20 protein-coding genes are annotated in these 26598 nt (G+C 74.2%); 5 read left to right on the top strand and 15 right to left on the bottom strand.

Annotated elements, in window-relative coordinates:
* Positions 1-79: 79 nt before the first annotated feature.
* A complete protein-coding gene (locus ACFYE3_RS01600; protein ID WP_387605414.1) occupies positions 80-865 on the top strand; it encodes a DNA-3-methyladenine glycosylase I in 786 nt (261 codons plus the stop codon).
* Here the strand turns inward: ACFYE3_RS01600 and ACFYE3_RS01595 are convergent.
* From ACFYE3_RS01595 to ACFYE3_RS01575, 5 genes are all read right to left on the bottom strand, one after another.
* Positions 831-2060 carry an aminotransferase class I/II-fold pyridoxal phosphate-dependent enzyme gene (locus tag ACFYE3_RS01595; RefSeq protein WP_387605416.1) on the bottom strand — a complete coding sequence of 410 codons (1230 nt, stop codon included), beginning with the start codon at positions 2058-2060 and terminating at the stop codon, positions 831-833. The genes ACFYE3_RS01600 and ACFYE3_RS01595 overlap by 35 nt on opposite strands.
* A gap of 459 nt (positions 2061-2519) precedes the next feature.
* Positions 2520-3968: a dihydrolipoamide acetyltransferase family protein gene (locus ACFYE3_RS01590; RefSeq protein ID WP_387605418.1), complete on the bottom strand. Its 1449-nt coding sequence runs from the start codon at positions 3966-3968 to the stop codon at positions 2520-2522.
* A gap of 80 nt (positions 3969-4048) precedes the next feature.
* Positions 4049-5032 carry an alpha-ketoacid dehydrogenase subunit beta gene (locus ACFYE3_RS01585; protein ID WP_368830676.1) on the bottom strand — a complete coding sequence of 328 codons (984 nt, stop codon included), beginning with the start codon at positions 5030-5032 and terminating at the stop codon, positions 4049-4051.
* Entirely contained in the window at positions 5029-6339 is a 1311-nt protein-coding gene (locus tag ACFYE3_RS01580) for a thiamine pyrophosphate-dependent enzyme (RefSeq protein WP_387605421.1), read from the bottom strand. Before ACFYE3_RS01580 ends, ACFYE3_RS01585 begins: the two co-directional genes overlap by 4 nt.
* 56 nt (positions 6340-6395) lie before the next feature.
* The gene (locus ACFYE3_RS01575) at positions 6396-7559 is read right to left on the bottom strand and encodes a histidinol-phosphate transaminase (protein ID WP_387605422.1); all 1164 of its coding nucleotides are present in this window, start codon (positions 7557-7559) and stop codon (positions 6396-6398) included.
* A 167-nt stretch (positions 7560-7726) separates the two neighbouring features.
* On the opposite strand from ACFYE3_RS01575, the gene purB reads away from it, so the two are divergent.
* Positions 7727-9154 carry an adenylosuccinate lyase gene (purB, locus tag ACFYE3_RS01570; protein WP_387605424.1) on the top strand — a complete coding sequence of 476 codons (1428 nt, stop codon included), beginning with the start codon at positions 7727-7729 and terminating at the stop codon, positions 9152-9154.
* A 176-nt stretch (positions 9155-9330) separates the two neighbouring features.
* On the opposite strand, the gene ACFYE3_RS01565 is transcribed toward purB, so the two are convergent.
* A complete protein-coding gene (locus ACFYE3_RS01565) occupies positions 9331-9594 on the bottom strand; it encodes a hypothetical protein (RefSeq protein WP_387605426.1) in 264 nt (87 codons plus the stop codon).
* A gap of 323 nt (positions 9595-9917) precedes the next feature.
* Here ACFYE3_RS01565 and ACFYE3_RS01560 point away from each other — a divergent pair, with 323 nt between their 5' ends.
* Positions 9918-10625, top strand: a complete 708-nt coding sequence (locus ACFYE3_RS01560) for an AfsR/SARP family transcriptional regulator (protein WP_387605427.1) — start codon at positions 9918-9920, stop codon at positions 10623-10625.
* A gap of 97 nt (positions 10626-10722) precedes the next feature.
* On the opposite strand, the gene ACFYE3_RS01555 is transcribed toward ACFYE3_RS01560, so the two are convergent.
* The 8 genes from ACFYE3_RS01555 to ACFYE3_RS01520 all read right to left on the bottom strand — a co-directional run bounded on the left by ACFYE3_RS01555 (position 10723) and on the right by ACFYE3_RS01520 (position 23344).
* Positions 10723-14790 carry a Pls/PosA family non-ribosomal peptide synthetase gene (locus ACFYE3_RS01555; protein ID WP_387605429.1) on the bottom strand — a complete coding sequence of 1356 codons (4068 nt, stop codon included), beginning with the start codon at positions 14788-14790 and terminating at the stop codon, positions 10723-10725.
* A gap of 468 nt (positions 14791-15258) precedes the next feature.
* Positions 15259-16929, bottom strand: coding sequence for an FAD-dependent oxidoreductase (locus ACFYE3_RS01550; RefSeq protein WP_387605432.1), 1671 nt, complete (start codon positions 16927-16929; stop codon positions 15259-15261).
* A 22-nt stretch (positions 16930-16951) separates the two neighbouring features.
* On the bottom strand, positions 16952-17854 hold the full coding sequence (locus ACFYE3_RS01545; RefSeq protein ID WP_387605435.1) for an FAD:protein FMN transferase: 903 nt from the start codon (positions 17852-17854) through the stop codon (positions 16952-16954).
* A gap of 116 nt (positions 17855-17970) precedes the next feature.
* Positions 17971-18987 carry a glycerophosphodiester phosphodiesterase gene (locus ACFYE3_RS01540; protein WP_387605437.1) on the bottom strand — a complete coding sequence of 339 codons (1017 nt, stop codon included), beginning with the start codon at positions 18985-18987 and terminating at the stop codon, positions 17971-17973.
* Between the two features lie 129 nt (positions 18988-19116).
* A complete protein-coding gene (locus ACFYE3_RS01535) occupies positions 19117-19926 on the bottom strand; it encodes a di- and tripeptidase (RefSeq protein ID WP_387605440.1) in 810 nt (269 codons plus the stop codon).
* Between the two features lie 106 nt (positions 19927-20032).
* Positions 20033-21007, bottom strand: a complete 975-nt coding sequence (locus tag ACFYE3_RS01530) for an acyl-CoA thioesterase (RefSeq protein ID WP_344124375.1) — start codon at positions 21005-21007, stop codon at positions 20033-20035.
* A 101-nt stretch (positions 21008-21108) separates the two neighbouring features.
* Complete coding sequence (locus ACFYE3_RS01525) at positions 21109-22938, bottom strand: pyruvate kinase (RefSeq protein WP_387605442.1); 1830 nt, start codon at positions 22936-22938, stop codon at positions 21109-21111.
* 154 nt (positions 22939-23092) lie between these two features.
* On the bottom strand, positions 23093-23344 hold the full coding sequence (locus ACFYE3_RS01520; RefSeq protein ID WP_387605444.1) for a hypothetical protein: 252 nt from the start codon (positions 23342-23344) through the stop codon (positions 23093-23095).
* A gap of 229 nt (positions 23345-23573) precedes the next feature.
* Here ACFYE3_RS01520 and ACFYE3_RS01515 point away from each other — a divergent pair, with 229 nt between their 5' ends.
* Complete coding sequence (locus ACFYE3_RS01515; protein ID WP_387605447.1) at positions 23574-24188, top strand: cyclodeaminase/cyclohydrolase family protein; 615 nt, start codon at positions 23574-23576, stop codon at positions 24186-24188.
* 19 nt (positions 24189-24207) lie between these two features.
* On the opposite strand, the gene ACFYE3_RS01510 is transcribed toward ACFYE3_RS01515, so the two are convergent.
* The gene (locus ACFYE3_RS01510; RefSeq protein WP_387605449.1) at positions 24208-25716 is read right to left on the bottom strand and encodes a DHA2 family efflux MFS transporter permease subunit; all 1509 of its coding nucleotides are present in this window, start codon (positions 25714-25716) and stop codon (positions 24208-24210) included.
* A gap of 92 nt (positions 25717-25808) precedes the next feature.
* On the opposite strand from ACFYE3_RS01510, the gene ACFYE3_RS01505 reads away from it, so the two are divergent.
* The gene (locus ACFYE3_RS01505; protein ID WP_387605452.1) at positions 25809-26579 is read left to right on the top strand and encodes a spermidine synthase; all 771 of its coding nucleotides are present in this window, start codon (positions 25809-25811) and stop codon (positions 26577-26579) included.
* Positions 26580-26598: the final 19 nt, after the last annotated feature.

Below are 26598 nucleotides of genomic sequence, written 5' to 3'. Positions count from 1 at the left end.
GCCCCGGGCACGGTCGGCACCGTCCACAGGGGGCCGCGCGCCCCCCGGCCCGCCGTCCCGGCGTTCCTACCGTGGCCCCATGGACACCGCTTCCGCCGGGCACGACCCGCACCCCGCCGACGACCGCTCCTCCCCCGACGGCGGCCGCCCGCCCGCCGACCACCGTTCCCCGGGCACCGACGACCGCCCGCCCGACACCGCCGTCCGGGGCGACGCCCGGCACTCGCCCGACACCGACGACCGCCCGCCCGCCGACCCCTGCTCACCCGCCGACGCCTTCCGTGCCGTGCTCTGCGGGGACGGCCTGCGCCGCTGCCCCTGGGCCCCCACGGGCCCGGCCGCCCTCGAGGAGCACGACCGGCGCTGGGGCGCACTGCCCGCGGACTCCGCCGGCTGGTTCGAGGCCCTCAGCCTGGAGATCTTCCAGGCGGGCCTGGCCCGCTGGAGCATCGCCCAGCGCCGGGAGGGTCTGCGCCGGGCGCTGCGGGGCTTCGTCCCCGAGGAGATCGCCCGGATGACGGAGGACGACGTCGACGAGCTGCTCCTGGATCCCGCGGTCATCCGCAACCGGGTCAAGATCGAGGCCGTGGTGCACAACGCCCGCGCCTGCCGCGGACTCGGGTCCGAGAACTGGGCGGAGCAGGTCGGGGACCTCCGGCCGGGCGTCGCCGAGCCGCCGCCGACCGTGCTGGAGGAGTCCCGCCGCTCCCCGGAGGGGGACCATCTGGCCGCGCGGCTCAAGGAGCTGGGACTCGTGTTCGTGGGTCGCACCACAGCGCACCGGTTCCTGCTCCGCACCGGGGTGCTCCCCGGGCACCTGGCCGGGTGCTTCAGAGCCGCGACTGGAACCGGAGGATCCGGGTGAGGGCCTCCTCCACCCGGTCGGGCCCCGCGGCGAAGGACAGCCGGACCGTGCGGTGGCCTCGCGCGGCGTCGAAGTCCAGGCCCGGCACCACGGCAACGGCCTCCGCCTCCAGCAGCCGCCGGCACCACTCCAGGGAGCTGCCGTGCCGCTCGAGCTGCTCCCCGAGGTCGGCGTAGAGGTAGAACGCCCCGTCCGCCGGCGCGACCTCCCCCCACCGGAGCGCGGGGAGCGCGTCCAGGAGCAGGCTCCGGGACCGGGCGAACTGCTCCACCGCCCGGTCCGCCTCGGCGCAGGCGTCCGGGGTGAAGGCCTCCACGGCGGCGAGCTGCGCGGCGGCGGGCGGGCAGAGACTGAGGTTGCCGGCCAGCGCGTCGACCGCGGCCGCGAGGTCCCGGGGCAGCAGGGCCCAGCCCAGCCGCCATCCCGTCATGCCCCAGTACTTGGAGAAGGAGGAGATCACCACGGCGTCGCGGTCGTGCTCCCACGCGCTGGTGCCCCGGTACGGCCCGCCGTCGCGGGGAGCACCGTCCTTCGGGGCGGTGTGCACGATCCCGTGGTAGATCTCGTCGCTGATCAGGCGCGTGCCGTGCGCGGCGCACCACCGGGCCAGCGCCGCCAGCTCCGCGGGCTCCAGCACGGTGCCGGTCGGGTTCGCCGGACCCGCCACCACCAGGCCCTGCAGCGGCCCGTGCGCGGCGACCGCGGCGTCGAGCATCCCGGGCGTGGGCTGGAAGCGGGTCGCCGCCCCGCAGTCGAGCTCCACCACGTCGGCGCCCAGGGCGGCCAGGGTGTTGCGGTAGGCCGGGTAGCCCGGGCGGCACACCGCCACCCGGTCCCCCGCGTCGAACGCCGCCAGGAAGGAGAGCACGAGCGCCCCCGAGGCCCCCGTGGTGATCGCGACGTCCTCGGGACGGACGTCGAGTCCGTACCACCGGGCGTAGTGGCCGGCCACCGCCCGGCGCAACGGCTCGATCCCGAGGGCGGGGGTGTAGCCCAGCCCCTCGTTGCGGGCGTGCACCCGGGCGGCCGCCCGCGCCACGGGGCCCGGGGCGCCGCCGGAGGGCTCGCCCGCGCAGAGCGAGACGACGTCCCGGCCGGCGGCCCGCAGGCGCTCGACGTCGGCGAGGATCTCCATCACCCGGAACGGCGGCACCGCGGAGCGTGCCGAGGGACGGGGCGGCAGGTGCGCAGGCATGCGCCCAGCCTACGGGCGGCGTGGCCCGCCCGACCGCGGTCATGCCCCGTCATGCGCACTTCGGGGGACAGACTTTTGTCCAGACCTCCGCAATACTGGTCCCAGTCCTGGACGTCAGGAGGTCGCACTGAGGCGGCGCTCCGGGCGTGGGGGGACAGGTCTCCGGCAGCAGTGCCGGGGACCGACGGGCAGGTTGCCACCGCGGCCGGCGTCGCACGAGTGATCCATCGTGAATGAGATGTGTGATTGTGTCTGGGGGGATTTCAATCACGGGTCCGCAGCAGATGGGACGCCGGGCACGGGAAGCAACCGCCCTGTTCCACGTCGGTGCGGCGTCGGGCCACGGCCCGGCGGGGAGAGCCACAGGACGTGGCGGCACGCGCGTCGACGACGCAGCACACGGCCCCGCACCGATCGGTGCGGGGCCGTTGCCGTGCCGCGGACCGCACGGGCCGGGGCTCACTCCACCAGCAGCGCCGGCTCCTCGAGGATCCGGGCGACGTCCGCGGTGAAGCGGGCCGCGAGGTCCCCGTCGACCACGCGGTGGTCGAAGGAGCCGCCCAGCGTGGTCACCCAGCGGGGCACCACGGCGCCGTCCACGACCCACGGCTTCTGCTTGATGCTCCCGAACGCGATGATCGCCACCTCGCCGGGGTTGATGATCGGCGTGCCGGTGTCGAGGCCGAGAGCCCCGATGTTGGTCACGGTCAGGGTGCCGCCCTGCATGTCCGCCGGCTGGGTCCGTCCCGCCCGGGCGGTCCGCGAGAGCTCATCGAGGGCCACGGCCAGCTCGCGCAGCGAGAGGTCCTGGGCGTCCTTGACGTTCGGGACCATGAGCCCGCGCGGCGTGGCCGCCGCGATGCCCAGGTTGACGAAGTGCTTGACGAGGATCTCCTCGTCCGTCCACGTCGCGTTGACCATCGGGTTGCGGGCCGCGGCCCACAGGACGGCCTTCGCGAGCACCAGCAGGGGCGTGACCTTGACGCCCTCGTAGTCCGGGGCGGACTTGAGCCGCTGGACGAACTCCATGGTGCGCGTGGCGTCGACCTCCACGAAGACCGAGGCGTGCGGGGCGCTGAACGCGCTGCGCACCATGTTCTGCGCCGTGGCCTTCCGCACGCCCTTGACGGGGATCCGCTCGATCCGCTCCTCCGGGGCCGCGGGGCGGCGCCGCTCCCCGGCCTCGCCGAGCCGCGCCACGTGGGCCAGCAGGTCCTGCTTGGTGATCTGCCCGGCGGCGCCGGTGGCGGGAACGTCGGCGAGGTCGACGCCCAGGTCCCGTGCGGCCTTCCGCACGGGAGGCTTCGCCAGCGCGGGTCGGCGCGGGACGCTCTCGACCGCCGTGGGCGCCGGTCCCTCGCCCCGAGCGGGCCGGCGCCAGACGCCGCTGTCCTCGGCCAGCCGGGCGGCGCGCCCGGCGATGCCCTGGGCCGCCGTGCCGATCCCACCCCCCAGTGGGCCCCGGGACAGCTTCTCCGTCCAGCCCGCCGGACGCGGGGACTCCGGCTCGGCCTCGGGCGCCGGGGGCTGGGCCGCCCGGCGGCGCCGGCGCACCGGGTCGGCCTTGGGCCCGGAGCCGACGAGCGGTCGGTCCGCACCGGCGCCCGGCGCCCCGCCCTCCCCCAGCACCCCGGGGACACCGGAGGCCGGCGCGGGTTCCGGTGACTCGCCCGGGGAGCCCACGGCGATGATGGGGGTGCCGACCTCGACCGTGCTGCCCTCGGCGGCCAGCAGGTCCAGGACGGTGCCGGCGTACGGGGACGGCAGCTCGACCACGGACTTCGCGGTCTCGATCTCGACGAGCACCTGGTTGACCGTGACGGTCTCCCCGGGTGCGACCTTCCACGCGAGGATCTCCGCCTCGGTCAGGCCCTCGCCGACGTCGGGCAGGTTAAAGATCTGGGGCATGTCAGTACTTCCTCTCTCGCGCGGCACCCGGGTCGGCGGCGGTGCCGCCGACCCGGGGTCCGGCGACCGGGTCGGCGGAATCAGTAGGCGAAGGACCGGTCCAGGGCCTCGAGGATCCGGTCGAGGTCCGGCACGTACCGGTCCTCGACGGCGGCCACCGGGTACGGCAGGTGGAAGGCGCCCACCCGCAGCACCGGTGCCTCGAGGGAGTAGAAGGCCCGCTCGGTGAGGCGGGCGGCGATCTCCCCGCCGAGACCGCCGAAGGTCGGGGCCTCGTGGGCGACGACGAGGCGGCCGGTCCGTCGCACGGAGTCCTCGAGGGTGTCGAAGTCGATGGGCGACAGCGAGCGCAGGTCGATCACCTCGACGCTGCGGCCGTCCTCCTCAGCGGCCTCCGCCGCCGCGAGCGCGACGGGCACGAGGGGACCCCAGGCCACCACGGTGGCGTCCTCGCCCGGGCGGACGACCTGCGCGGAGAACGGGTCGGCGGTCGGGCGCTCGACGTCCACCGCGCCCTTGAGCCAGTACCGCCGCTTGGGCTCGAAGACGATGACGGGGTCCTCGCACGCGATGGCCTGCTGGGTCATCCAGTAGGCGTCCTGGGCGTTGGACGGCGTGACGATGCGCAGACCCGCCGTGTGCGCGAACAGGGCCTCGGGGGACTCCGAGTGGTGCTCCACCGAGCCGATGACCCCGCCGTACGGGATGCGGATCGTCACCGGGACGGTGACGTCCCCGTTGGTGCGGTTGCGCATCTTCGCCAGCTGCGTGGTGATCTGGTTGAACGCCGGGAAGGAGAAGCCGTCGAACTGGATCTCGCACACGGGCCGGTAGCCGCGCAGGGCGAGCCCGATGGCGGTGCCCACGATCCCGGCCTCCCCCAGCGGGGTGTCCATCACCCGGTGGGCGCCGAAGTCCGCCTTGAGCCCCTCGGTGACGCGGTAGACGCCGCCCAGGGAGCCGATGTCCTCGCCCATGAGCAGCACCCGGGGGTTCTCCTCCATGGCCCGGCGCAGGCCCGCGTTGACCGCCTTCGCGATCGTCAGGTCGGGGGCGGTGCTCATGCGAGGTCCTCCTGGGTGCCGGCGGTCCGCGGGTCGGGGGCCCCGGCCACGGGGTCGGCGGCCACGGTCAGTCCCGCGGCCTGCGTGCCCCGGTCCGGCCCGGCGGTGCCCGGCCCGGCGGCGTCGTCGTCGGTGCGGGTGTCGGTGTCGTCGAAGCCGGCCTGGTAGGCCGCGTACCAGGCGCGCTCCTCCTCCACGAGGGAGTGGGGCTCGGCGTAGGGCCGGTCGAAGAAGTCCTCGAACGCCGGCGGGTCCATGGCCAGCACGAGGGCGCGGGCCTGGTCGGCGAACGCCTGGGCGTCGGCCGCGACGTCGGCGAAGAAGTCGTCGCCGGTGCCGTGGGCCTCGCGCAGGTGCGCCTCGAGACGGAGCAGCGGGTCGAGCTCGCTCCAGTGGTGCTCGTCCTCCCGCCGGCGGTACTTCGTGGGGTCGTCCGCGGTGGTGTGGGCGCCGAGCCGGTAGGTCTCGGCCTCCACGAGCACGGGGCCCTGGCCGGCCCGGGCCTTCTCGAGCGCGTACCGCGAGGCCGCCAGGACCGCGAGGACGTCGTTGCCGTCCACGCGGATCCCCTCGAAGCCGTACCCCGCGGCACGCTCGGCCAGGGGCACGCGGGACTGGGTGCTGAAGGGCACCGAGATGGCCCACTGGTTGTTCTGCACGAAGAAGACCACCGGGGCGTCGTAGGACGCGGCGAAGACCATGCCCTCGTGGACCTCGCCCTGGGTGGAGGTGCCGTCCCCGAAGTAGACGACCGCGGCCGCCGGCTCGGCCTCACGGCCCTCCGCCTCGGCCGTCCGCCGGTCCAGGTCGATGCCCATGGCGTAGCCCACGGCGTGCGGGACCTGGCAGCCGAGCACGATCGAGTAGACGTTCATGTGGTGCCGGCTCGGCCGCCAGCCACCGGCGCTGTGCCCGCGGAACACGGTGAGCAGCTCCGCGGGCTCGACGCCCCGCTCGATGGCCACCGCGTGCTCGCGGTACGTCGGGAACACGTGGTCGGCCGGGCGCAGCGCGCGGGCGGAGCCCACCTGGGCGGCCTCCTGCCCGCGCATCGGCGCCCACAGCACCAGCTGCCCCTGCCGCTGGAGGTTGGTCGCCTCCTCGTCGAAGCGCCGGGCCAGCGCCATCGAGCGGTACAGCTCGCGCAGCTCCCCGGCGCCGATGTCGCGCACGTACGGGGACAGGACCGGGTCCTCGCTCAGGCGGCCGTCCCGGTCGAGGAGCCGCACCAGGCGCGTGCGCACCTCCGGTGTCGGCACGGTGCGGGCCGGCACGGGGTCGGCCGGGGACGATGGAGCGGCATCCATGGGCAGGACGTCCTTTCGGGTTGCTCGGGAGGGAGCCGGGCCGGCGCGGCCGCGGATCAGAGCACGGGCGGGTGGGGGAACTGCGCGCACAGCTCCAGGAACCGGGTGTTGGCCTCCGGCTCCCCGATGGTCACGCGCACGCCCTCGGCGCCGAAGCGTCGCACGGATAGGGCGTGGGCGTCGCACAGCTCGGCGAAGCCCCCGCTGTGCTCCCCCAGGTTCAGCCAGACGAAGTTGGCCTGCGTCTGCGGGTACGGCCAGCCGAGCTCGTCGAGCCCGGCGAGGACCCGCGCCCGCTCGTCGACGACCCTCTGGACGCGCTCGGCCACCTGGTCGTAGTGGCGCACCGACGCGATCGCCGCCCGCTGGGCGAGGTCGGTCACGGAGAACGCGGGGGACGCCTGGCGCAGGTACTGGGTGATCTCCTGGCCGGCCACGGAGTAGCCGATCCGCAGGCCGGCCAGCCCGTGCGCCTTGGAGAACGTCCGCAGCACGACGACGTTGGGGTGCCGGCGGTACAGGTCGACGCCGTTGACGAGGTCGACGCGGCGCTGGAACTCGTGGTACGCCTCGTCGATCACCACGACGACGTCGCGCGGCACGGCGGCGAGGAACTCCTCGACCTGCGCGGTGGTGAGGCTGGGGCCCGTCGGGTTGTTCGGCGTGCACAGCAGCACGACCTTCGTCCGCCCGGTGACCGCGGCGGCCATGGCCTCGAGGTCGTGGGAGCCGTCCCGGCGGTTCGGGACCGGGACACCCAGTCCGCCGGAGAGCCCGATGCTGATCGGATAGGCCTCGAAGGAGCGCCAGGCGTGCACCACCTCGTCCGGGGTGCCGTCCTCGCCGGCGCCCACGAAGGCGCCGAGCAGCTGGTTGAGAGCGCCGAGGCTGCCGGCGCCGGTGACGATGTCCTCGGCGGGCACGCCGAGGAACTCGCCGAGGACCTCCCGCAGCTCCGCGGAGGTCGTCTCGGGATAGCGGTGCACCGCGTCCCAGTCGGCCAGGACCTCCTTGACGGCGGGCACGGGCCCGAACGGGTTCTCGTTGGAGGACAGCTTGTAGGAGACGAGCCCGTCCACCACGACCGGAGGCTTGCCGGCCGCGTAGCGGGGAAGTCGGGACAGAGCCGGGCGCGGCCGGACCGCCGGGGTGGTGGCGGTGGCCGGGCCCGAGGCCGGGGCGGTGCCGGCCAGGGTGCGGGTAGCGTCGCTGGTACTCATGGAGGTCATGCTATCCCCGCACCCCCGGGGTTCTCCCGGTGGATGACGCCCCTCCGGACGACCCGCTGCTTTTCGGGGCGAAAGCTACAACCGGGTTCCGCGAAAGTTGGCGGCGGACGACAATTCGTCCGCCCGGGGGCGCGCGGGCGCCGTGGAAGAATGTGCCCATGCCCAACACCGATCGCATCCTGTCCTCAGGGCGCGCGGCGCTCGCCGCCGCCGTCCCGCCCGTCGCGCTGGGGCCCCTCGACGGCCGCTACCAGCCCGTGGTCGCGCCGCTGGTCGACCACCTCTCCGAGGCCGCCCTCAACCGCAACCGCGTGCACGTGGAGGTCGAGTGGTTCGTGCACCTCGCCGAGCGGTCGGTGCTGCCGGGCCTCGCGCCCCTGACCGAGGAGCAGACCGCCGGGCTGCGCCGGATCGTCACGGACTTCGACACCGACTCGGTCGCGGAGCTCGCGGAGATCGAGGCCGTGACGGTCCACGACGTCAAGGCCGTGGAGTACTACATCGGCCGCCGGCTGCCCGCCCTGGGGCTGGAGCACCTCGTCCCCCTCGTGCACTTCGGCTGCACCTCCGAGGACATCAACAACCTGGCCTGGGCCCTGGGCGTCAAGGACGCCACGACCGACGTGTGGCTGCCCGCCGCCCGGGCGCTCGTGGCCGACGTCGCGGCGCTGGCCGGGTCCGCGGCCGAGACCCCCATGCTCTCCCGCACCCACGGCCAGCCCGCCACGCCCACCACCCTGGGCAAGGAGATGGCGGTGGTCGCCCACCGCCTGGGCCGCCAGCTGTCCCGGATCGAGCGCACCGAGTACCTGGGGAAGATCAACGGCGCCACGGGCACCTACGCCGCCCACTACGCCTCCGTCCCGGACGCGGACTGGACGGTGGTCTCGCGCGAGTTCGTGGAGGGCCTGGGCCTGACCTGGAACCCGCTGACCACCCAGATCGAGTCCCACGACTGGCAGGCCGAGCTCTACGCCGACCTCGCCCGGTTCAACAGGGTCCTGCACAACTTCTGCACCGACGTGTGGTCCTACATCTCGATCGGCTACTTCCAGCAGGTCCCGGTGGAGGGCGCCACGGGCTCCTCCACCATGCCGCACAAGGTCAACCCCATCCGCTTCGAGAACGCCGAGGCGAACCTCGAGCTCTCCAACGCCCTGCTGGACGCCCTCGGCGCCACCCTCGTGACGTCGCGATGGCAGCGCGACCTCACGGACTCCTCGTCCCAGCGCAACATCGGGGTGGCCTTCGGGCACTCCCTGCTCGCCGTCTCCAACGTGAGCAAGGGGCTCGCTCGCCTGGACGTGGCGGAGGCGGTCCTGGCCGCCGATCTCGACGCGAACTGGGAGGTCCTCGCGGAGGCGGTCCAGATGGTCATGCGCGCCGAGGCGATCGCCGGTGTCGAGGGCATGGACAACCCCTACGAGCGCCTCAAGGACCTGACCCGGGGCCGCCGGGTGGACGCGGCGCGCCTCCAGGAGTTCGTGGCGGGCCTGGGCCTGTCCCCGGCCGCGGAGCGGCGCCTGTCCGGGCTGACCCCGGCCACCTACACGGGCATCGCGGCGGAGCTCGTGCGCTTCCTCTGAGCCCGCGCCCCGCACGACGACGGGGGGCCCGGGCACGGGGTGCCGGAGCGCGTCCGTCCTCGGGCACCCCGTGCCGCAGGCAGCCGTCCGTGCCGTGCGGTCCGTCCGGTCCCGTGCCGTGCGGTCCGTCCGGTTCCGTGCCGTGCGGCGCGGACCCGGGGACCGGACCGCGCAGGTCAGACGGACGGGAGGTCGTGCAGGTTGTTGCAGACGGTGTCCTCCGAAGCGGCCCACAGCCGCTTCTCGCACCCGGCGGACACCACGCGGACGCGCAGCTGCCCCGACGATCCCGGGACGTAGTAGAGGTGGACCCCGCTCTCGATGTCCCGGATGATCCGGGTGGTCGACCGCGGGGACCACACCTCGGCGGGATTGCACAGCGCGACGATGTTCCCGAGGGGGTCCGTGCGGACGCCCGTGACGGGTCGCTGGTCGGTCATCGGCAGAACTCCTGAACTCGTGCCCCGGCCGGTGCCACCGGCCGGGGATCAGTCGTATACCACTGTGTGGGCCTGCGCGCCACCCTGCAGCAGGGTCGCGTGCCGGCCACGGCGTTCTTCGTTTGCTTTTGACGCCCTCCGGGCGTTCGCTTTTGACTCACGGGCCGTCGCCCGGGATCATCGGTGCCTGAACCCTCTCTCGCGGCGGACCTGGATCCTGGTCCGCGGGACCGGAGAGGACGGTGCTCGGACCACGGCCTTCGGGGGAAGGCAGGCGCCGGGCGCACCGGGGAAAATGATCATGACAGTGGGGGATCATGACAATGGATGGGGAACACTCGATCAGGCTGCGGCTTCTCGGCAACGTCGAGGTCGAGCTCGACGGCACCGTGCTGGCCCTGGGCCACCGGCAGCAGCGCCTGCTGGCCGCTCTCGCCGTCCTCGGTCCCAAGCCGCGCCGCTTCCTCGGCGAGCTGCTGTGGCCCGACCGGACCGCGGAGCGGGCGATGGGCAGCCTCCGCACCACCGTCTTCAACATCTCCCGCCAGGTGCCCGGGGCCGTCGGGGCCCGCGGCAACAACATCGCGCTGGCGGAGTGGGTCACCGTGGACCTGCACGAGCTGCGCGAGTCCCTGCACCGGGCGGCCACCGCCACGGAACCCGTGAAAGAGGACCCCTGGTTCCTGTCCCCCGATGGCGCGCAGCTGCTGCCCGGCTGGTACGACGGCTGGGTCATGGCCGAGCAGGACCGGCTCCGGACCCTGTACGTCAACGCCGTGGAGCACCTCGCCCGGCTCTCCCTGGAGCACGGGCACTTCTACCGGGCCCACGTGCTCGCCGACAACGTCCGGGCCCTCGACCCCCTGCGGGAGAGCGCGGTCCGCGTCTCGATCGAGGCGGACCTGGGCCTGGGCAACAACGCGCCGGCCCTGCAGACCTTCCGCAGCTTCTGCAGCACGATGGCCGACGAGCTCGGAGCGCCGCCCTCCCCCCAGATCACCCAGCTGATGGGCCACATGCGCAGCGCCTGACGCGCGCCCGCCCGGAGCGTTCCGGTCGGAGGAGGAACGGTGTCCCCGTGACCCGGGAACGGGTCGCGGGGACACCGGCTCGGCGTTCATGGCCGGGTCATCGTCCCGAGGTCAGCGCGGCCGCCGCCGACCGCACCGGGATGCCGCGCCAGGCGGTGTGCGGCAGCAGCTGCTCGCCCTTCATGACCAGTGACAGCGCGTCCACCGAGGCGCCCGCGCCGACCGTCGTGTCGTAGAGCACGATCGAGCGCGCCCCGACGCTGGCCCCGGGCAGGATCTCCACGTGGGACATCTTCATCACGCGGTCCTCGAAGAGGTGCGTCTGCAGCGACACGTCCGTCGAGACGGCTGCGTCGTCGCCGATGTGGACGAGGTCGAACTCGGTCAGGTAGGTGGTGCCGATGTAGGTCCGCCGGCCGATCTGGGCGCCGAACAGCCGCAGGACCGGGCCGATCAGGGGCGTGCCCACGAGACCGCCGATGAGGGCGGGGACCGCCGCGGACTCGTACACGCCGGTGACGAACTCGCTGCGCCGGACGAAGTTGTCCCACAGCGGCTCGACGCGCTGGCGGTACCGGCCCACGATCGCCCACTTCAGGACGACGACGGCGAGGACCACGGTCAGGCCGGTGGCCAGCGCGATGAGCGGCAGCACCGCGACGAAGCCGAGCAGCGTCAGCTCGGGCACCAGGGCCACCGACGCGAGCAGGCCCAGGTAGCCGATCAGCCCGATCAGGGCCGGCGGGACCGTGATGCGCAGCGCCTCGATGACGAGGCGGGCCGCCACCTTGCCGCGCTTCGGCCGGTAGGTGAGGCTCTCGTCGTAGTTGCCGCTGTCCTGCCGGCGCGGCAGGAACATGGCGGGCGAGCCCAGCCAGGACGTGCCGTCCGGCACGTCGGCCGGGGGCACCGAGGCGACGCCCACCAGGGAGTCCTCGCCCATCCGGGTGCCCGAGGGCACGAACGCGGCGTTGCCCACGAACGAGCGGTCGCCCACCACGGTGCGCTCCATGTACAGGTGGCCGTGGTGGTAGACGGCGCTGCCCACGCTGGCCATGTCCGCGACGAAGCTTCCCTCGCCGAGGGTGAGGAGGTCCGGGTCGATGTGGCCGACCGTGGAGACCTCGGAGCGGGGACCGACCTTGGCGCCCAGGGCGCGCAGCCAGGGCACGGTGTACAGCGTGGCGTACAGGGCGTTCGTGCTCTCCAGGCTGGTGGAGAGCAGCTGGTCGGCCATCCACTTGCGCACGCCCAGTCCGCTGCGCACGGGGTGGATGCCGGTGGGCGTCCGGCGCAGGACGATCTTCCGGCCGACCGCGACCACGGCGCACACGGTGAGCACGTAGACGATGCCGACCGCCGGGGTGAGTGCGAGCCCCGCGGGGAGGCCGAACTCGAGGGCCGCGATCCAGATCATCAGGAAGGACGGGAGCACCAGGACGAAGGGCATCAGCTCGAGGACCATCCAGCCCAGGAGCAGCCCGGCCGCGAGCGGGGCGGGCCAGCGGCCGCTGGGCAGCGGGCGCCGCTCCATCCGCTCGAGCAGCTCGTCGTCGCCGTCACCGGGCCGGGCCGGGGAGCCCAGCCAGTGCTCGCCGGCGGGGATCGTCTGGTTGCGGGAGGCCAGGGACTGCTCGGCCAGGCGGGCACCGTCCTCGACCCGGGCACCGGGCTGCAGGAGGGCGTTGGCGCCCACGAACGCGTCGTCGCCGATGTGCACCGGCGCGATGGTCACCCACCCCTCCTCGACCTGGGCGGTCTGCACGGAGGAGTTGTAGCCGATGCTGGCGCGGGAGCCGATGGTGACGAGCGAGGGCAGGCCGATGGCTGCGGTGCCCACGTGGGCGTCCGGGCCGATCCTGGCGCCCAGCAGGCGCAGGTAGACGGCCGCCATCGGGGTGCCGGTCAGGAGGTTGAGCGGGGAGAGCCGGGTCAGCCCGTCGATGCACCACAGCAGGAAGTACTGCCTGCCCCAGAGGGCGTGGTGCCCGGGTCTGACGAGGCGCCCCAGCACCCGGGAGCCGAGGAACGGCAGGAAGAAGCGGGCGAGCACGGAGACCAGGACGCCGACGAGGAGCATGTCCCACATCAGGGCGTAGCTGAACCGTCCGCCGTAGGAGTACAGGACCGCGGCGAGCGGGGAGCCGACGAGCATGGCCGCCAGGACCATCGTCGTCACCTGCGCGAGGCCGCACAGCGCCACGCGTCCGCTGGTGTGGTGCAGCGGCGCGGGGCGGTCGTCCGGGGCGGCCGCGGCGGGGACGACCGCCGGGGCGGCGTCCAGTTGGCGCGCCAGGTCCCGGACGGTCGGGTAGGTGTAGATGTCCGCGATGGAGATGTCCTGGTCGGGGTGCGCGCGGCGCAGCTCGGACGTGGCGGTCGCGGCGAGCAGCGAGTGCCCGCCGAGCTCCATGAAGAAGTCCGCCTCGACGGAGAGCTGGTCCTCGGGGATGCGGAAGACCTTCGACCACACCTCCGTGATCCCCCACTCGGTGTCCGTCTGCGGCGGGACCAGGCCCATCGTCGTCACGAAGCGGGGCGTGCTGGGGTCCGGCAGGTTCTTCCGGTCCACCTTGCCGCTGACCATCATCGGCATCGCGGGCAGGATCTCGTAGAAGGACGGCACCATGTACGGCGGCAGCGCCGCGACCACGGAGTCGTGGAGCAGCTCGAAGAGGGCGCGCTCGTCGCGCACCGGGGCGCGCAGGGTGAGGAACGCCACGACGTCGTCGCCGCCGGAGGTGAGCTTCACGGCGGCGTCCGCCACCGCGTCCTCCCGGCGCAGCACGTTCTCGATCTCCTGCAGGTCCGCGCGGTGGCCGCGGATCTTCACCTCGCTGTCGGCGCGGCCGAGGTACTCGATCTCGCCGTCGGGCATGAACCGGCCCAGGTCGCCGGTGCGGTAGATCCGCCCGGCCCGGGGTCCGTCCGGGTGCGGGCGGAAGCGCTCCTCGGTGACGTGCGGGAGGTTGACGTAGCCCCGGGCCACGCCCGGGCCGGCGATGCAGATCTCGCCCGGATCGCCGTCGGGGACCTCGTTCATCTCCTCGTCGAGGATCCGCACCTCGTAGGTGGGCAGGGGCTTGCCGATGGTCACGGGCCGTCCGGGGGCCAGCTCGCCCCACGTGGCCGTCACGGTGCCTTCGGTGGGGCCGTAGGTGTTGAGCATCCGGCGCTCGGGGGTGGACCACCGCTCCACGAGGTCGGCGGGGCAGGCCTCGCCGCCCACCAGGATGCTGCGGATGCGGGGCAGGTCGTGCTCCAGGGTGGCCAGGACGGTCGGCACGCAGTAGAGCACGGAGATCTCCATGCGCTGCAGGAACTCGGCGAGGCCCTGTCCCAGTCGGGCGTCGTCGGTGGGGCCGGCCACCAGGGAGGCGCCCACGGCCCAGGTCGGCCAGATCTCCTCGATGGAGAAGTCGAACGCGATGGTCATGCCCTGGTAGACGCGGTCCTCGGGGCGGACGTCGTAGACCTCGGGCACGATCTCGATGAAGTTGCAGATGCTCGAGTGCGCGACCTCGACGCCCTTGGGGCGGCCGGTCGAGCCCGAGGTGTAGATGATGTAGCACGTGGGGTCGCCCTCGTGGCGGAGCGCCGGGCGGTGCGCGGGAGCCTCCTCGAGCCGCTCGCCGATCCGGCCGACGTCGACGACGTCGGCGGGCGCGTCCTCGACCAGGGCCACGAACTCGGCGGAGGTCAGCATGAGGGACAGGTCCGAGTCCTCGGCGATGAACTGCACGCGGTCCGCGGGCAGGTTCGGGTCGATCGGGACGAAGGTGGCGCCCGTCTTGAGGATCGCCAGGAGGGACGCGTAGAGCATCGTCGAGCGCTGGAGCAGGATCCCGACGCGGTCCCCCGCGCTGAGGCCGTAGCCGGCGATCAGGTGGGCGAGGCGGTTGGCGAGCTCGTCGAGCTCCGCGTAGGTGTAGGCCTGGCCGTCGGCGTGCAGCGCCTGGGCGTCGGGGGTCAGATCGCAACTGCGCTCGAAGAAGTGGTGCAGCCGGGTGGGCTTGGTCTCCGTGCTCCGGACGCCTCGGGTCGAGGGCTCCGTCCACGGGAGCGCTCCCGCGGGGCCTCCCTTCGCCGCAGCCTCGTCCCACAGCACGCGCTCTGCCGCCGCGGCCTGGTCGCGACGGTGAGAGCGATGTGGCACTGAGGTCATGTCCAACTCCTTTCGATGCACGGACACCGGGTGTTACCGGCACGTCCGTTCTACGGAGCGGGGCGTTATGGCCTCCTCACGGATCCGTCACGCTGGCGTTATTCCCGCGTTATCGATGCGTTCGTCTCCGGAGCTGCCAGGGGCGATGCCGACCGCCCGGTCGGTTTACAGTGGTGAAGATCACAGCCCGCATCTCGCTCCGCGAGACGTTTTCGACTGCAATCACGCGGGTCCTGGGCCGGCGGCCCCGGTCGCGGGGTCTGCGTCCGTGCGCGACGGCCGTGGGGGACGGTCGACCGGTCGACCGCTCCGGCCACAGCTCCGGGGACAGGGGATCTCCCCCGTGTTACCTTTCGTGAACGCTCGCGGGGACGGTCCGGCACGCACGAGGCCCCCGCGCGGTGCAGGAACCGGACGGTCCCGTCCCCGCGCGGGGGCCTCGTGCTGCGGTGCGTCCCGGGGGGCCGCTCAGCCGGCCGGGGAGCCACGGTCCTCGTCGTCGCCGGACGGGGTCGTCGCCGCGCCGTCCGGCCGGGCCGCCCAGGTGAGGTAGCCGCCGTCGAGGTTGACGACGTCCCGCCCGTGCTGCGCGAGGACGCGGGCCGCGAGGTAGCCGCGCAGGCCGGCCTGGCAGTGCACCACGATCTCGCCCTCGGGCAGCTCGTCGAGACGGTCCCGGAGCCGGTCGAGCTCGATGTTGATCCCGCCGGGGATCGGCATCGCCGTGTGCTCGCCCGGGGTGCGGACGTCCAGCAGGGTCGCGCCGGAGGCGAGGCGGTCGTCCAGCTCGTGCCACTGGACGGTCTCGACGAGCCCGTCCCGGTGGTTGCGGTCGATGTAGCCGAGCATGTTCACGGGGTCCTTCGCGGAGCCGTAGAGCGGGGAGTAGGCCAGCTCGAGCCCGGCGAGGTCGGCGGCGGCGATCCCGCCGGTGATGGCCGTGGCGAGGACGTCGATGCGCTTGTCCACGCCCGCCCCGCCCACGCCCTGGGCGCCGAGGATCGCGTCGTCCTGCGGGTCCACGAGCAGCTTGAGGGTCATCCCCTCCGCCCCGGGGTAGTAGCCGGCGTGGTTCGCGGGATGCGTGTGGATGGCGCGGTAGGGCCGGCCCGCGGCGCGCAGCCGCTTCTCGTTCCAGCCCGTGGCCGCGGCCGTGAGGCCGAACACCCCGACCACGGAGGTGCCCAGCACCGGCCGGTCGGAGACGTCCATGCCGGCGATGACGTCGGCGACCAGCCGGCCCTGGAGGTTGGCCGTGTTGGCCAGGGCGACGAGCGTGGCGGACCCGTCGAGGGCGTCGCGCTTCTGCACGGCGTCCCCCACGGCGTAGACGTCCGGGTCGGAGGTGCGCAGGTGCTCGTCGACGACGATGCCGCCGCGCTCGCCGACCTCCAGCCCCGCCGCCCGGGCCAGCGTGCTGTCGGGACGGACGCCGACCGCGGCGAGGACCACGTCGGCGGGCAGCTCCGTGCCGTCGTCGAGCGTCACGGTGCGCTCCCCCACCTCGGTGACCGTGGTCCCCAGCCGCAGGTCGAGGCCGTGCTCGCGCATCAGGGCGTGGACGGGCTCGACCATCTCGGGGTCGAGGGGGGCCATGACCTGGGGCGCGGCCTCGACGAGGGAGACCTGCAGGCCGCGGTGGACGAGGTTCTCCGCGACCTCGAGGCCGACGTAGCCGCCGCCGACGACCACGGCGGAGCGGGCGCCCTCGACCGCCGCCACGACCGCGTCGGTGTCCTCGATGTCGCGCAGGACGAGGGCGCGCTCGATGCCGGGCACGGGCGGGCGGACGGGGACGGCGCCCGGGGAGAGGACGAGGACGTCGTAGCCCCGCTCCTCCTCCCGGCCGGAGGCGAGGTCCCGGACGCGCAGCACGTGCCGGTCCCGGTCGACGTCGACGACCTCGTGGCCCACCCGGACGTCGAGGCCGAACCGGGCGCCCAGGGACTGCGGGGTCTGCAGGAGCAGCGCGGAGCGCTCCTCGATGACGCCGCCCACGTGGTAGGGCAGGCCGCAGTTGGCGAAGGACACGTGGCCGCTGCGCTCGTACACCGTGATCTCGGCGTCCTCCAGCAGTCGGCGCAGACGGGTGGCCGCGGACATCCCGCCGGCGACGCCGCCCACGATGACGATTCTCATGCGGTCATGCTACCGGCGCCGCTCAGGCCGCCGCGTGGCCCGCCCGCCCGGGCCAGCCCGGTGTCCTGAGCCGGCGCCGGAGGGTGCTGCCGGGCCGGGAACCGGTGAACTCGCCGTCGGCGCCGCACGCCGCGACCCAGCCGGGGGCGTCCCGTCCCAGCAGGTGGGCGGCACGGGCGTAGGCGTGGGCCTCGACCGCGCTCGGTGCGGCGACCACGACCCGGTCCCACGGGCTGGCCGCGGCGGCACCGGTCACGGGGTTGACCACGGCGCTCCCGGGGCCCTCCACCACGGCAAGGCCCCGCCGGCCGCGCTCGACGAGGGCGGCCCGGACCCCGGGCTCCACGCCGGTCCGGGAGCACGCGGTCCGTGCCGTCGGCGCGGCGCCCACGAGGGCGGCGGCTGCGGCGGGCGGCCCGCCCACGGCGCACGCTCCGCCGACCTCGGCGACCAGCGCGTGACCGGGGTGCGCCTGCGCGAAGACCTGGATGATGCGGTCCGCCGCCCACGCGTCGGCGACCGGCGCGAGGTCGAGCACCGTGCCGCGGCCCATGCGCAGCCGCCGGGTGGACTCGTCCAGCTCGAGGCGCCCGATGCCGGGTGCCGGGTGCGGGGCGAGCCCGTCCAGGGCCCGCCAGGCCGCCGCGCCGGTGGTGGGGTCGACGAGCCCGCTCGTGAGGCGGGCGGAGAGCAGGGCGGCCGCGATGATCCCGGCCAGGACGGGCCCGACGACGACGTCGACGTCCTCGTGCTCGGCGAACCGGTTCAGCAGGGACAGCTCCGAGTCGATGCGCTCGGGCGCGACGGCCCCGGCGACCTCCCGGCGCACGCGCTCGGCCAGCCGGACGGCCTCGGCCTGGAGGTCCGGCACGGGGGCGCGCACGGCGCCGGCGTCCGGGGCGCGGGGCGGGATCGGGGTGGGCATGACCGTCTCCTGGTGGTGGGGGGAGAGGCGAGCGGCGACGGTGTGCGGGGGGACACGGACCGGTGCTGACGAGCATACGCGCGCCGCGTCCCGGCGCGCGGTGACGTGACCGTCTGTTACCCGACCGTCGCCGCCGCGCACCGGGACCGGCCCGCGGCGGTCACCGGTCCCGGCGCGCCGGTCGCCACGCCGGCCGGAACCCCTGCCGGGACGCGGAGCGGGACCCCGGCCGGAGCACCCGCCCAGCGCAGCACGTCGGCCGGCCGGTTCGTGGTGAGCTGCTGGACGCCGAGTGCGCTGCACAGGTCCACGTCCCGTGCCGTGTCGACCGTCCAGACCCGCAGCACGCGCCCCTCGGCCCGCCACTGCCGCACCAGGTCGGGGCGGGCCCTGACGAAGCCCAGTCCCGGGCCCACCAGGTCCACGAGACCCGCCGAGATCACGGGCAGCGCGGGCGGCACCACGAACCGCATGCCGGCGTGGAGCACCGCCGCGGCCGTGCGGCCCACGCGCAGGCTGTCCCGGACCGTGCGGCGGGTGGTCGTCTCCACCAGCTGGCACACGTGCCGGGCGGGCACCGTCTCCAGGAAGTGCCGGACGGCGTCGGGGTGGAAGCTCATGAGCGAGACCGTGACGTCGTCCAGCCGCCCGGTCTCGGGGTCCCAGCCCTCCCGCATCAGCAGGCCCAGGACCTCCTCCTCCAGCCGGTGGCCGAACGGGCTGGGGTGCTTCGTCTCCACGGCCAGGCCCACGGGCCGTCCCGCTCCCCGCAGCAGGTCCAGCAGCTCGGGCAGGGTGAGCAGCTGACGGTCCGGCGCCCCGTGGCCCGGCGGGATGGGCACGCCCTTCCAGGAGGTCCAGTCGAGGCGGCGCAGCTCGGCCAGCGTGCGGGCGGAGACGGGGCCCCGGCCGTCGCTCGTGCGGCCCAGCTGGGCGTCGTGGTGCAGGACGAGGTGGCCGTCGCGGCTGAGGTGGACGTCGCACTCCACGCCGTCGGCGCCGTCCAGCAGCGCCTGCACGTAGGCGGCCCGGGTGTGCTCCGGGAAGGCCGCGCTGGCTCCCCGGTGCGCGTAGACGATCGGCCGCACGGCGCTCCCTCGGCTGTCGGTCGGGGCGCGGTGGGCCCCGCTCACGGACCACGCTAGGGAGACGCGGTGAACGCGGGGCCACGCCCCGGCGGACCTGTCGTGAACGACGACGACGCCCCGCGGGGCGCGGGGCGTCGTCGTGCTGGGAGTGCAGCGGGGAGCGCGGCGCGGGGCCTACTGCTCGCCGGTGATCTCGCCGTGGGCCGCGTCGGCCTTCCGGTCCCGCTTGCCCTTCCGGGACTTCCGGTCGTCGAAGCGGGGGGCCCGCTCCTCGAGGCCGAGCTCCGCGGGGAAGGTCGTGGGCAGCGGTCCGAACGCCTCGTGGGTCGCGGAGATGACCTGCTTGGACATGGCCAGGTTCGCTCCCCCGCCGACGATCGCGCCCACGCCGAACGGCAGGGCGCGGCCGAACACGGCTCCGGTCTGCTTGAGCAGGAAGCGCTTGACGAACATGTTGCGGATGATCCGGCTGACGTCGAAGGCCTTGGAGTCGTCCTTGCCCATCATCAGGCCCCAGGACGACATCATGCCCTTGCCCTTGGTGCCGCTGGCCAGGATCTGGTTCATCACCTGGCGGCCGTCCTCGCCGAGCATGAGGGCCATGACCATGGTGCGGGTCTTCTCGGGGTCCTCGGTGTGCACCCCGTGCAGCTCGGCGATCGCCTGGGCGTACAGGGCGGTGGCCTCGAGGTAGCCGACCACCGCGAAGGAGGACAGGCCGAGGGACGCGACGGTGCCGATGCCGGGGACCACCGCGGTGGCGCCGACGGCCCCGCCGCCCATGGTGACGGACCGGACGTAGATCTTCTCGAGCCGCCTGGCGATCTCCTCGGGCGTCTCGTCGGGGTGGTCGGCGCGCTCCTTCCGGACGAAGCCCAGGACCACGGGCCGCTGGACGCGCAGCACGGTGTCGAGGAGCTTGTTCATGGCGGGCTTCGGCCTGCCCTCGTCGTCGAACGCGTTGTTCAGGGGATTCAGGTCCATGGCGTGCTCTCCTTGTGGGGTGCCGGGACGGTGGGTCTCGGCCCACTATATGCACAGCAGGCTGATCGGGTCCCGGGATTCGCCGTCGGCGGAGGACGGGGCCCGGTCAGCTCCCAGGCAGCCGGGAGACGGAGGGGTCGACCCGCTGGAAGGAGTCCGGGAACTCGGCGCGCAGCCGGACCAGCTCCCGGGCGAACGCGTCCAGGTCCCGGTCCTCCTGGCTGACCGGCTGCCACTGCCGGGCCGGCAGGGCGTGCCCCTGGTCGTCGAGGGCGACCATGACCATGAGGCAGTTGGTCGTCAGCGCGAGCTCGCCGGTCGCGGGGTCCCCGGACCAGCAGTTGACGGAGATGTGCAGGCCGCGGGCCGCGGTGTGGATGAGCCGCGCCCGGACCTCCACGAGGTGGCCGATGTGCATGGGCCGGTAGAACCGGACGCCCCCGGCGTAGACGGCGATGACCGGGCGGCCCGCCCACCGGGCCCCGCACACGTACGCGGCCTCGTCGATCCAGCGCATGGCCGTGCCGCCGTGCACCTTCCCGCCCCAGTTGATGTCCGTGGGGGCGGCGAGGAAGCGCAGCACGGTCTCCTCGGCGGTGCCCTCGTCCGTGTAGCGCTGCTCGGCCATCAGCGCCTCGATGCTGTTGCGCAGCTCGATCCGCCGCTGCGTGATGGCCGACTGCTGCCGTTCGTGCTCCGTCTCGGGCGCCCACTGCGGGACGGGGGTGGGCCGGCCGTCCCCGTCCACGGCCACCATGATGATCAGGCACGTGTCCTTGAGCGTCACCCCGTGCTCGCGGGGATCGGCGGAGGCCACCTCCACCCGGATGTGCATCGAGGACCGGCCGGTGTGCACGATCTTGGCGGAGACCTCCACCATGTCCCCCACGCACACCGGGCGGTCGAAGTGGATGTTGCCCACGTACGCCGTGACGCAGTAGGCCCGGGACCAGCCCACGGCGCACGCGTACGCGGCCTTGTCGATCCACTCGAGGACGCGTCCGCCGTCCACGGTGCCGGTGCGCCCGGCGTCGGTCGGGGCGGCGAGGAAGCGGAGAACGGCGGTGTCGCGTGCGGCCATGCCCCCAGTGTGGCACGGGCCACGGCACCGCCGGCTCGGCGGTCCGCTCCACGGGGGCTCCACGAAGGCTCCACGGGGTGGTCCACGGCCGGCTCCACGGCTCACTCGACGAGCGGCGCCCACGCGTTGAGCCGGCGGAGCATGTCCGACTTCTTGCGGGCGTGCCCCTCCATCCGCACGAGGATGTCGTCGAGGGCTTCGATCGCGTCCACCACGAACGGGCCCTTGTTGAGCATGACGCACTCGGCGCGCTGGCCCATCGCCGCGTCCGTGACCTCGGCCCGGGAGGGCAGGCCCTTCTTGGCGAGGGACTCGAGGACCTGGGTGGCCCAGACGACCGGGACGTGCCCCGCCTCGCAGAGCCACAGGATCTCCTCCTGCACTTCGGCCATCCGCTCGAACCCGGCCTCGACCGCCAGGTCCCCGCGGGCGATCATGACCCCCACGTCCTGCCACCGCATGGCCTCCAGGAGCATGGGAGGCAGCGACTCGAAGCCGCCCACGGTCTCGATCTTGAGGTTGACGTCCAGGGCGGTGCTGCCGATCCGGTCGAGCTCCCGCAGCAGGTCGGTCACATCCTCCCGCGAACGCACGAAGGACATGTTGACGATGTCGGCGTGCTCGGCCACGAACGGCAGGTGCGAGCGGTCCTCCTCGGTGAGCGCGGAGATCCGCAGGTCCGTCTCGGGCAGGTTGATGCCTTTCCCGGCCTTGAGCCGGGTGCCGCCGGGGCCGGCCTGCAGCACCTCCAGCGCGATCTCGTCGGGCCCCACGGAGGAGATCCGGCAGCGGATCTTCCCGTCGTCGATCCACGCGGGCTGCCCCTCCCGGGCGTCCGTGAACACCTCGGGCAGCGAGCAGCCGATCCGGAAGGGCCCCTCGGCCCGGACCGGGGCGGGGGTGAGGTCCCGGGTCAGCACCACGGTGTCCCCCGTGCGCACGCGCAGGGACTGCTCGACGGCGGGCAGCTCGCCGAGCACGCCCTCCGTGCCGTCCTCGGCCCGCACGGCCAGCCCCGTGGCGAAGTACACCGTCTTGGAGCACTCGACGAGCACACCGGGACCGGTGGCCTCGAGCACCCGCAGCGTCCGGCCGGAGCCGCGCGCGTCCTTGAGCCGCAGCCTCTCCCCCGGGATGCGGGCCGCGGTCCAGGCGGCGCCGGCCACGGGAACGGCCGGGGCGTCGTCGTCGACCGCCGGGTCCGCCTCGCCCAGCCAGAGCCGGGCCGGGGCGGTCACCCGGCCGCTGCTGTCCCGGGTGGGCTTGATCTTCTCGACCTGCGGACCGGGCTCGATCGGCCCGGTGCGCAGCTTGGGCCCCGCGAGGTCCATGGCCACGCGGACCTCCCGGTCGAGCGCTTGCTCGGCCGCCCGGACGTGGCCGATCATGGCCGCCCACTGCTCCGGGCCGTCGTGCGCGCAGTTGATCCGGGCCACGTCCATCCCGGCGCGGACCATGTCCTGGACGAGCCGGGGGTCCCCGGCGGCCTCGGACGGGAAGGTGACCATGATCCGGGTGCTGCGCCCCTCCCGTCCCGGGCCGAGCAGGGCCGCGGTGTTGCGGCGCAGGATCTCCGCTCCGGGCTCGCCGGGCTCGTCGGACTCGGGGCCGGGCGCCTCGGCGTCCTCCTCCGCCCGGCCGGCGAGCACGCGGAGGGTCTCCAGCACGGCGCCCAGGTGGCTCATGACGCCGGCCTCCATCCGTCCGAGGGAGGACATGCCCAGGCCGCTGAGGTCCCGCTGCAGGTCCCGGACGTCCTGGCTGCGCACGGCCACGTAGTCCACGAGGTTCAGCGCGGACCGGCGGTGGCGGGGGTTCACGCGCTCGAGCTGCGGCACGGCCGCCCGGCGGGCCCGGAGCACCACGTCGACGAGGGCCGAGACCCGGTCGTGCAGCTGCCCGGCGCACTCCTGCCGGGCGGTCGCCACCATGCCGTGCTCCCTCCCGCGGTCGCGGCCGGGTGCACCCCGGTCGCGAGCTCCGTCGATCTGCTGACTCCCCATGATCCTCCTCGTCGGTCCGGCTGTCAGCGCCGACCGTAGTCGGCCCGGGCGAACAGCGGCTGAACGCGAGGAGTCCGGGGCCTCAGGCGGCGCGGACGGACGGGGACAGGCGCAGGCGGTAGCCGTGCACGGGGATCAGCCGGCGGGAGCCGGTGCCGGCCTCCAGGATCCAGAGGAGCCGGAGGTGGGGCGCGCACTGGCCCACGGTGCCGACGTGGCGGAGGTGGTCCTGCTCCCACACCTCGATCCGGTCGCCGGGCCGGATCCGGGCGGGGTCGTGGACCCAGGCGTCAGCCGTGGTCGCGTCGACGGTGGTCGCGTCGGGGATCGTCATGGCGGCACTTCCTCTCGGGGTGGGGTCCGGGGTGGGGCCCTCGGACACTCCCAGGATCGTCGGCGGATGTGGCCGGCACGTTTCCGTGCGGTGGACGGGCCGTGCATTCGTCCCGCGAGGACTGTGGGACTCACCACGGGGACCGGCGGAGGACTAGGCTCGTGCGGACGTCGACGCCTGCGCCCGCCCCCGCGGCGGGCGACAGGTCCCGCCACCGGAAGGAACCGCTGTGATCAACTCGGAGAACGTCAGGGCCTACGTGGAGCGCATGGCCTCGGGCGAGCCCGCCCCCGGCGGCGGCGCCGCGGGAGCGCTGCAGGCGGCGCTGGGCGCGGCCCTGATCGCGATGTCCGCCCGCTACTCCACGGGGGCCGAGCACGCGGCCCGGGCCGAGCGCACGGCCGACCGCGCCGAGGAGCTGATCCCGCGCGCGCTGGGCCTGGCGGACGCCGACGCCGAGGCCTTCGGCGCGCTCTCGGCCGCCTACACCCTGCCGAAGGACACCGACGAGGAGAAGACGGAGCGCTCGCGGGCGGTCCAGGAGGCCACGGCCGGCGCCGCGCAGCCCCCGCGGGAGCTGATCGGGGTGGGCGCCGAGGTCGTGGAGCTCGCGCGCGAGCTGACCGGCTGGTGCAACCCCAACGTCCTCAGCGACCTGGCGGCGGCCTCCGAGGCGGCCCGGGCCGCCGTGGCCACGGCCATGGTCACGCTCGAGATCAACGTCCGCTCCCTCAAGGACGCCGCGACCCGGGACGAGCTGCGCGCGGGGCTGGCCCAGGGCGAGCAGGCCGTGGAGGACGCCGCGGAGCTCACGCGGCGGATCCGCGAGCGCGTCCAGGACTGACGGGCCGGCCCGCGTCCCCTCAGCCGTCCGCGCGCTCGGCGGCGGGGCGGCGCACCCCGAAGGATCCGACGACCGCCAGCAGCGAGATGATCCCACCGCACAGGAAGGCGCTCCGCACGCCCGCCTCGGTGGCCTCGGGCCCCGGGGCCCCGGAGGCCGTGGCGGCGGCGGCGGCGAGGGTCAGCACCGTGACGAACAGGGCCGTGCCCGCGGCCCCCGCCACCTGCTGCAGGGTGCCCACCACGGCGGAGCCGTGCGAGTACAGCCGTGTCGGCAGGGAGCCCAGCCCGGCGGTGAACAACGGGGTGAACATCAGGGCCAGGCCCGTGCTGAGCACCACGTGGGCGAGCAGCACCATCGGGACGGGCGTGGCCCCCGAGGTGGAGGCGAGGTACCACAGGGACGCGCTCAGCAGGACGGAGCCCGGCACGAGCAGCACGGTGGGCCCCGAACGGTCGTAGACCCGCCCGACGACGGGCGCGAGCAGGCCCATGACGAGCCCGCCGGGCAGCAGCAGCAGGCCCGTGCCCAGGGGATCGAGGCCGTGCACGGTCTGCAGGTAGATGGGCAGCACGATCAGCGTGCCGAAGAGGGCCATCATGCTGACGGCGAGCACCGCCGTGGACATCGTGAACACCCGGGAGCGGAAGGTCCGCAGGTCCAGCAGGGCCCGGTCCGCGCGCTGCAACCGCGCCTGGCGCAGCACGAACACGACCAGCGCCGCCACGCCCAGCGCGAGCGGCACCCACGCCGGGACGGCGGCGTCCCCGCCCTCGCCGAACGTGCTCAGGCCGTAGACCAGGCCGCCGAAGCCCAGGGCCGAGAGCACCACCGAGACCACGTCCAGCGGCGCCGGGCGGGGCTCGGTGACGTTCTGCATCCGCCACGCGCCCAGCAGCAGGGAGCCCACCGCGATCGGCAGCACCAGGATGAACATCCACCGCCACTCGAGCATGCTGAGGATGACGCCCGAGATGGTGGGCCCCACGGCGGGGGCGACCGAGATGACGACGGAGATGTTGCCCATGACCCGCCCGCGCCCGGCCGGCGGCACCAGGGTCAGGACCGTGGTCATCAGCAGGGGCATCATGATGGCGGTGCCGCAGGCCTGCACCACCCGCCCCGCGAGCAGCGTCCCGAACCCGGGCGCGGCCGCGCAGACGAGCGTGCCGAGGCTGAACAGGGTCATCGCGGTCAGGAACACGGGCCGGGTGTGCAGGCGCTGCAGCAGGAACCCCGTCACCGGGATGACCACGGCCATGGTGAGCATGTAGGCGGTGGTGAGCCACTGGCCGGCGACCGCCGTGACGGAGAGGTCGGACATGAGACGGGGCAGCGCCACGCCCATGATCGTCTCGTTGAGGATCACCACGAAGGTGGAGACCAGCAGCAGCGCGATGACCAGACGGTTGCGGGCGGAGTGGTCGGTGTCCGCGACGACGGCGGGGCCGCCGGTGTCCGGGACACGGGCGGAGGGGGCGGGGGCGGGGACCGGCACGGTCTCGGACACGGGGACGTCGGGGGTCATGGGCGGGGGATCCTTCGGGACGCAGCAGTGATACACCGGTGCAGCCGCCCCGGACCCCGGTTCATTCCCATCCGGGAAGTGACAATGGGCTCATGCGCAGATACCTCAAGGACGCCGGCGTGCACGCCGAGATCACCCCGGACGGCTTCACCGAGGGCGGGTTCGTGCTCTCCATCGGCGGGGCCGAGCAGTCCCACGTGGACCTCGCCCACCCGGAGGAGATCTTCTACGAGTACCTCCGGCGGATCGCCAACGTCGTCGACGTCGTGGCGGCGCCGGGCGCGCCGGTCACCGCGGTGCACCTGGGCGCCGGGGCCCTGACGCTCGCCCGGTACGTGGCCGCGACCCGGCCCGGCTCCGCGCAGGCCGCCGTGGAGCTCGAGCGGGAGCTGCCCGCGTTCGTGCTGGAGGCGCTGCCCCTGCCCGCGGGCGCGGACGTGCGGGTCGTCGTCGACGACGCCCGGGCGGCGCTGCCGGACGTCGTCGCCCCCGGGACCGCCGACCTCGTGGTCCTCGACGTCTTCTCGGGCCGGGACGCCCCCGCCCACCTCACGGAGGTCTCCTTCTACGCCGAGGCCGCCGGGCTGCTGGCGCCCGGCGGGGTGCTGGTCGTCAACGTGGGCGACGACCCCGGGCTGGTGTTCTTCGCCGAGCAGGCGCGGGCCCTGCGAAAGGCGCTCGCCGACGTGTGGTGCCTGGCCGAGGAGCGGCTGCTCACGGGCCGCTACCCGGGCAACCTGGTCCTCGTGGGCGGGCGCCGCGCCCTGCCCCGGGAGTGGGCGGACGCCTTCGCCGCGGCCGGACCGCACCCGGCGGGCGTCCTGGACGGCCTCGGCCTGGAGGAACTGCTCGCGCGGCTGTAGCGTGGATCACACCCCCGAG

The organism is Kocuria arenosa, assembly GCF_042879215.1.
GTDB lineage: Bacteria > Actinomycetota > Actinomycetes > Actinomycetales > Micrococcaceae > Kocuria > Kocuria arenosa.
Note: the sequence above shows the minus strand (reverse complement) of the source record. Positions and strands in the feature narration are given on the sequence as shown.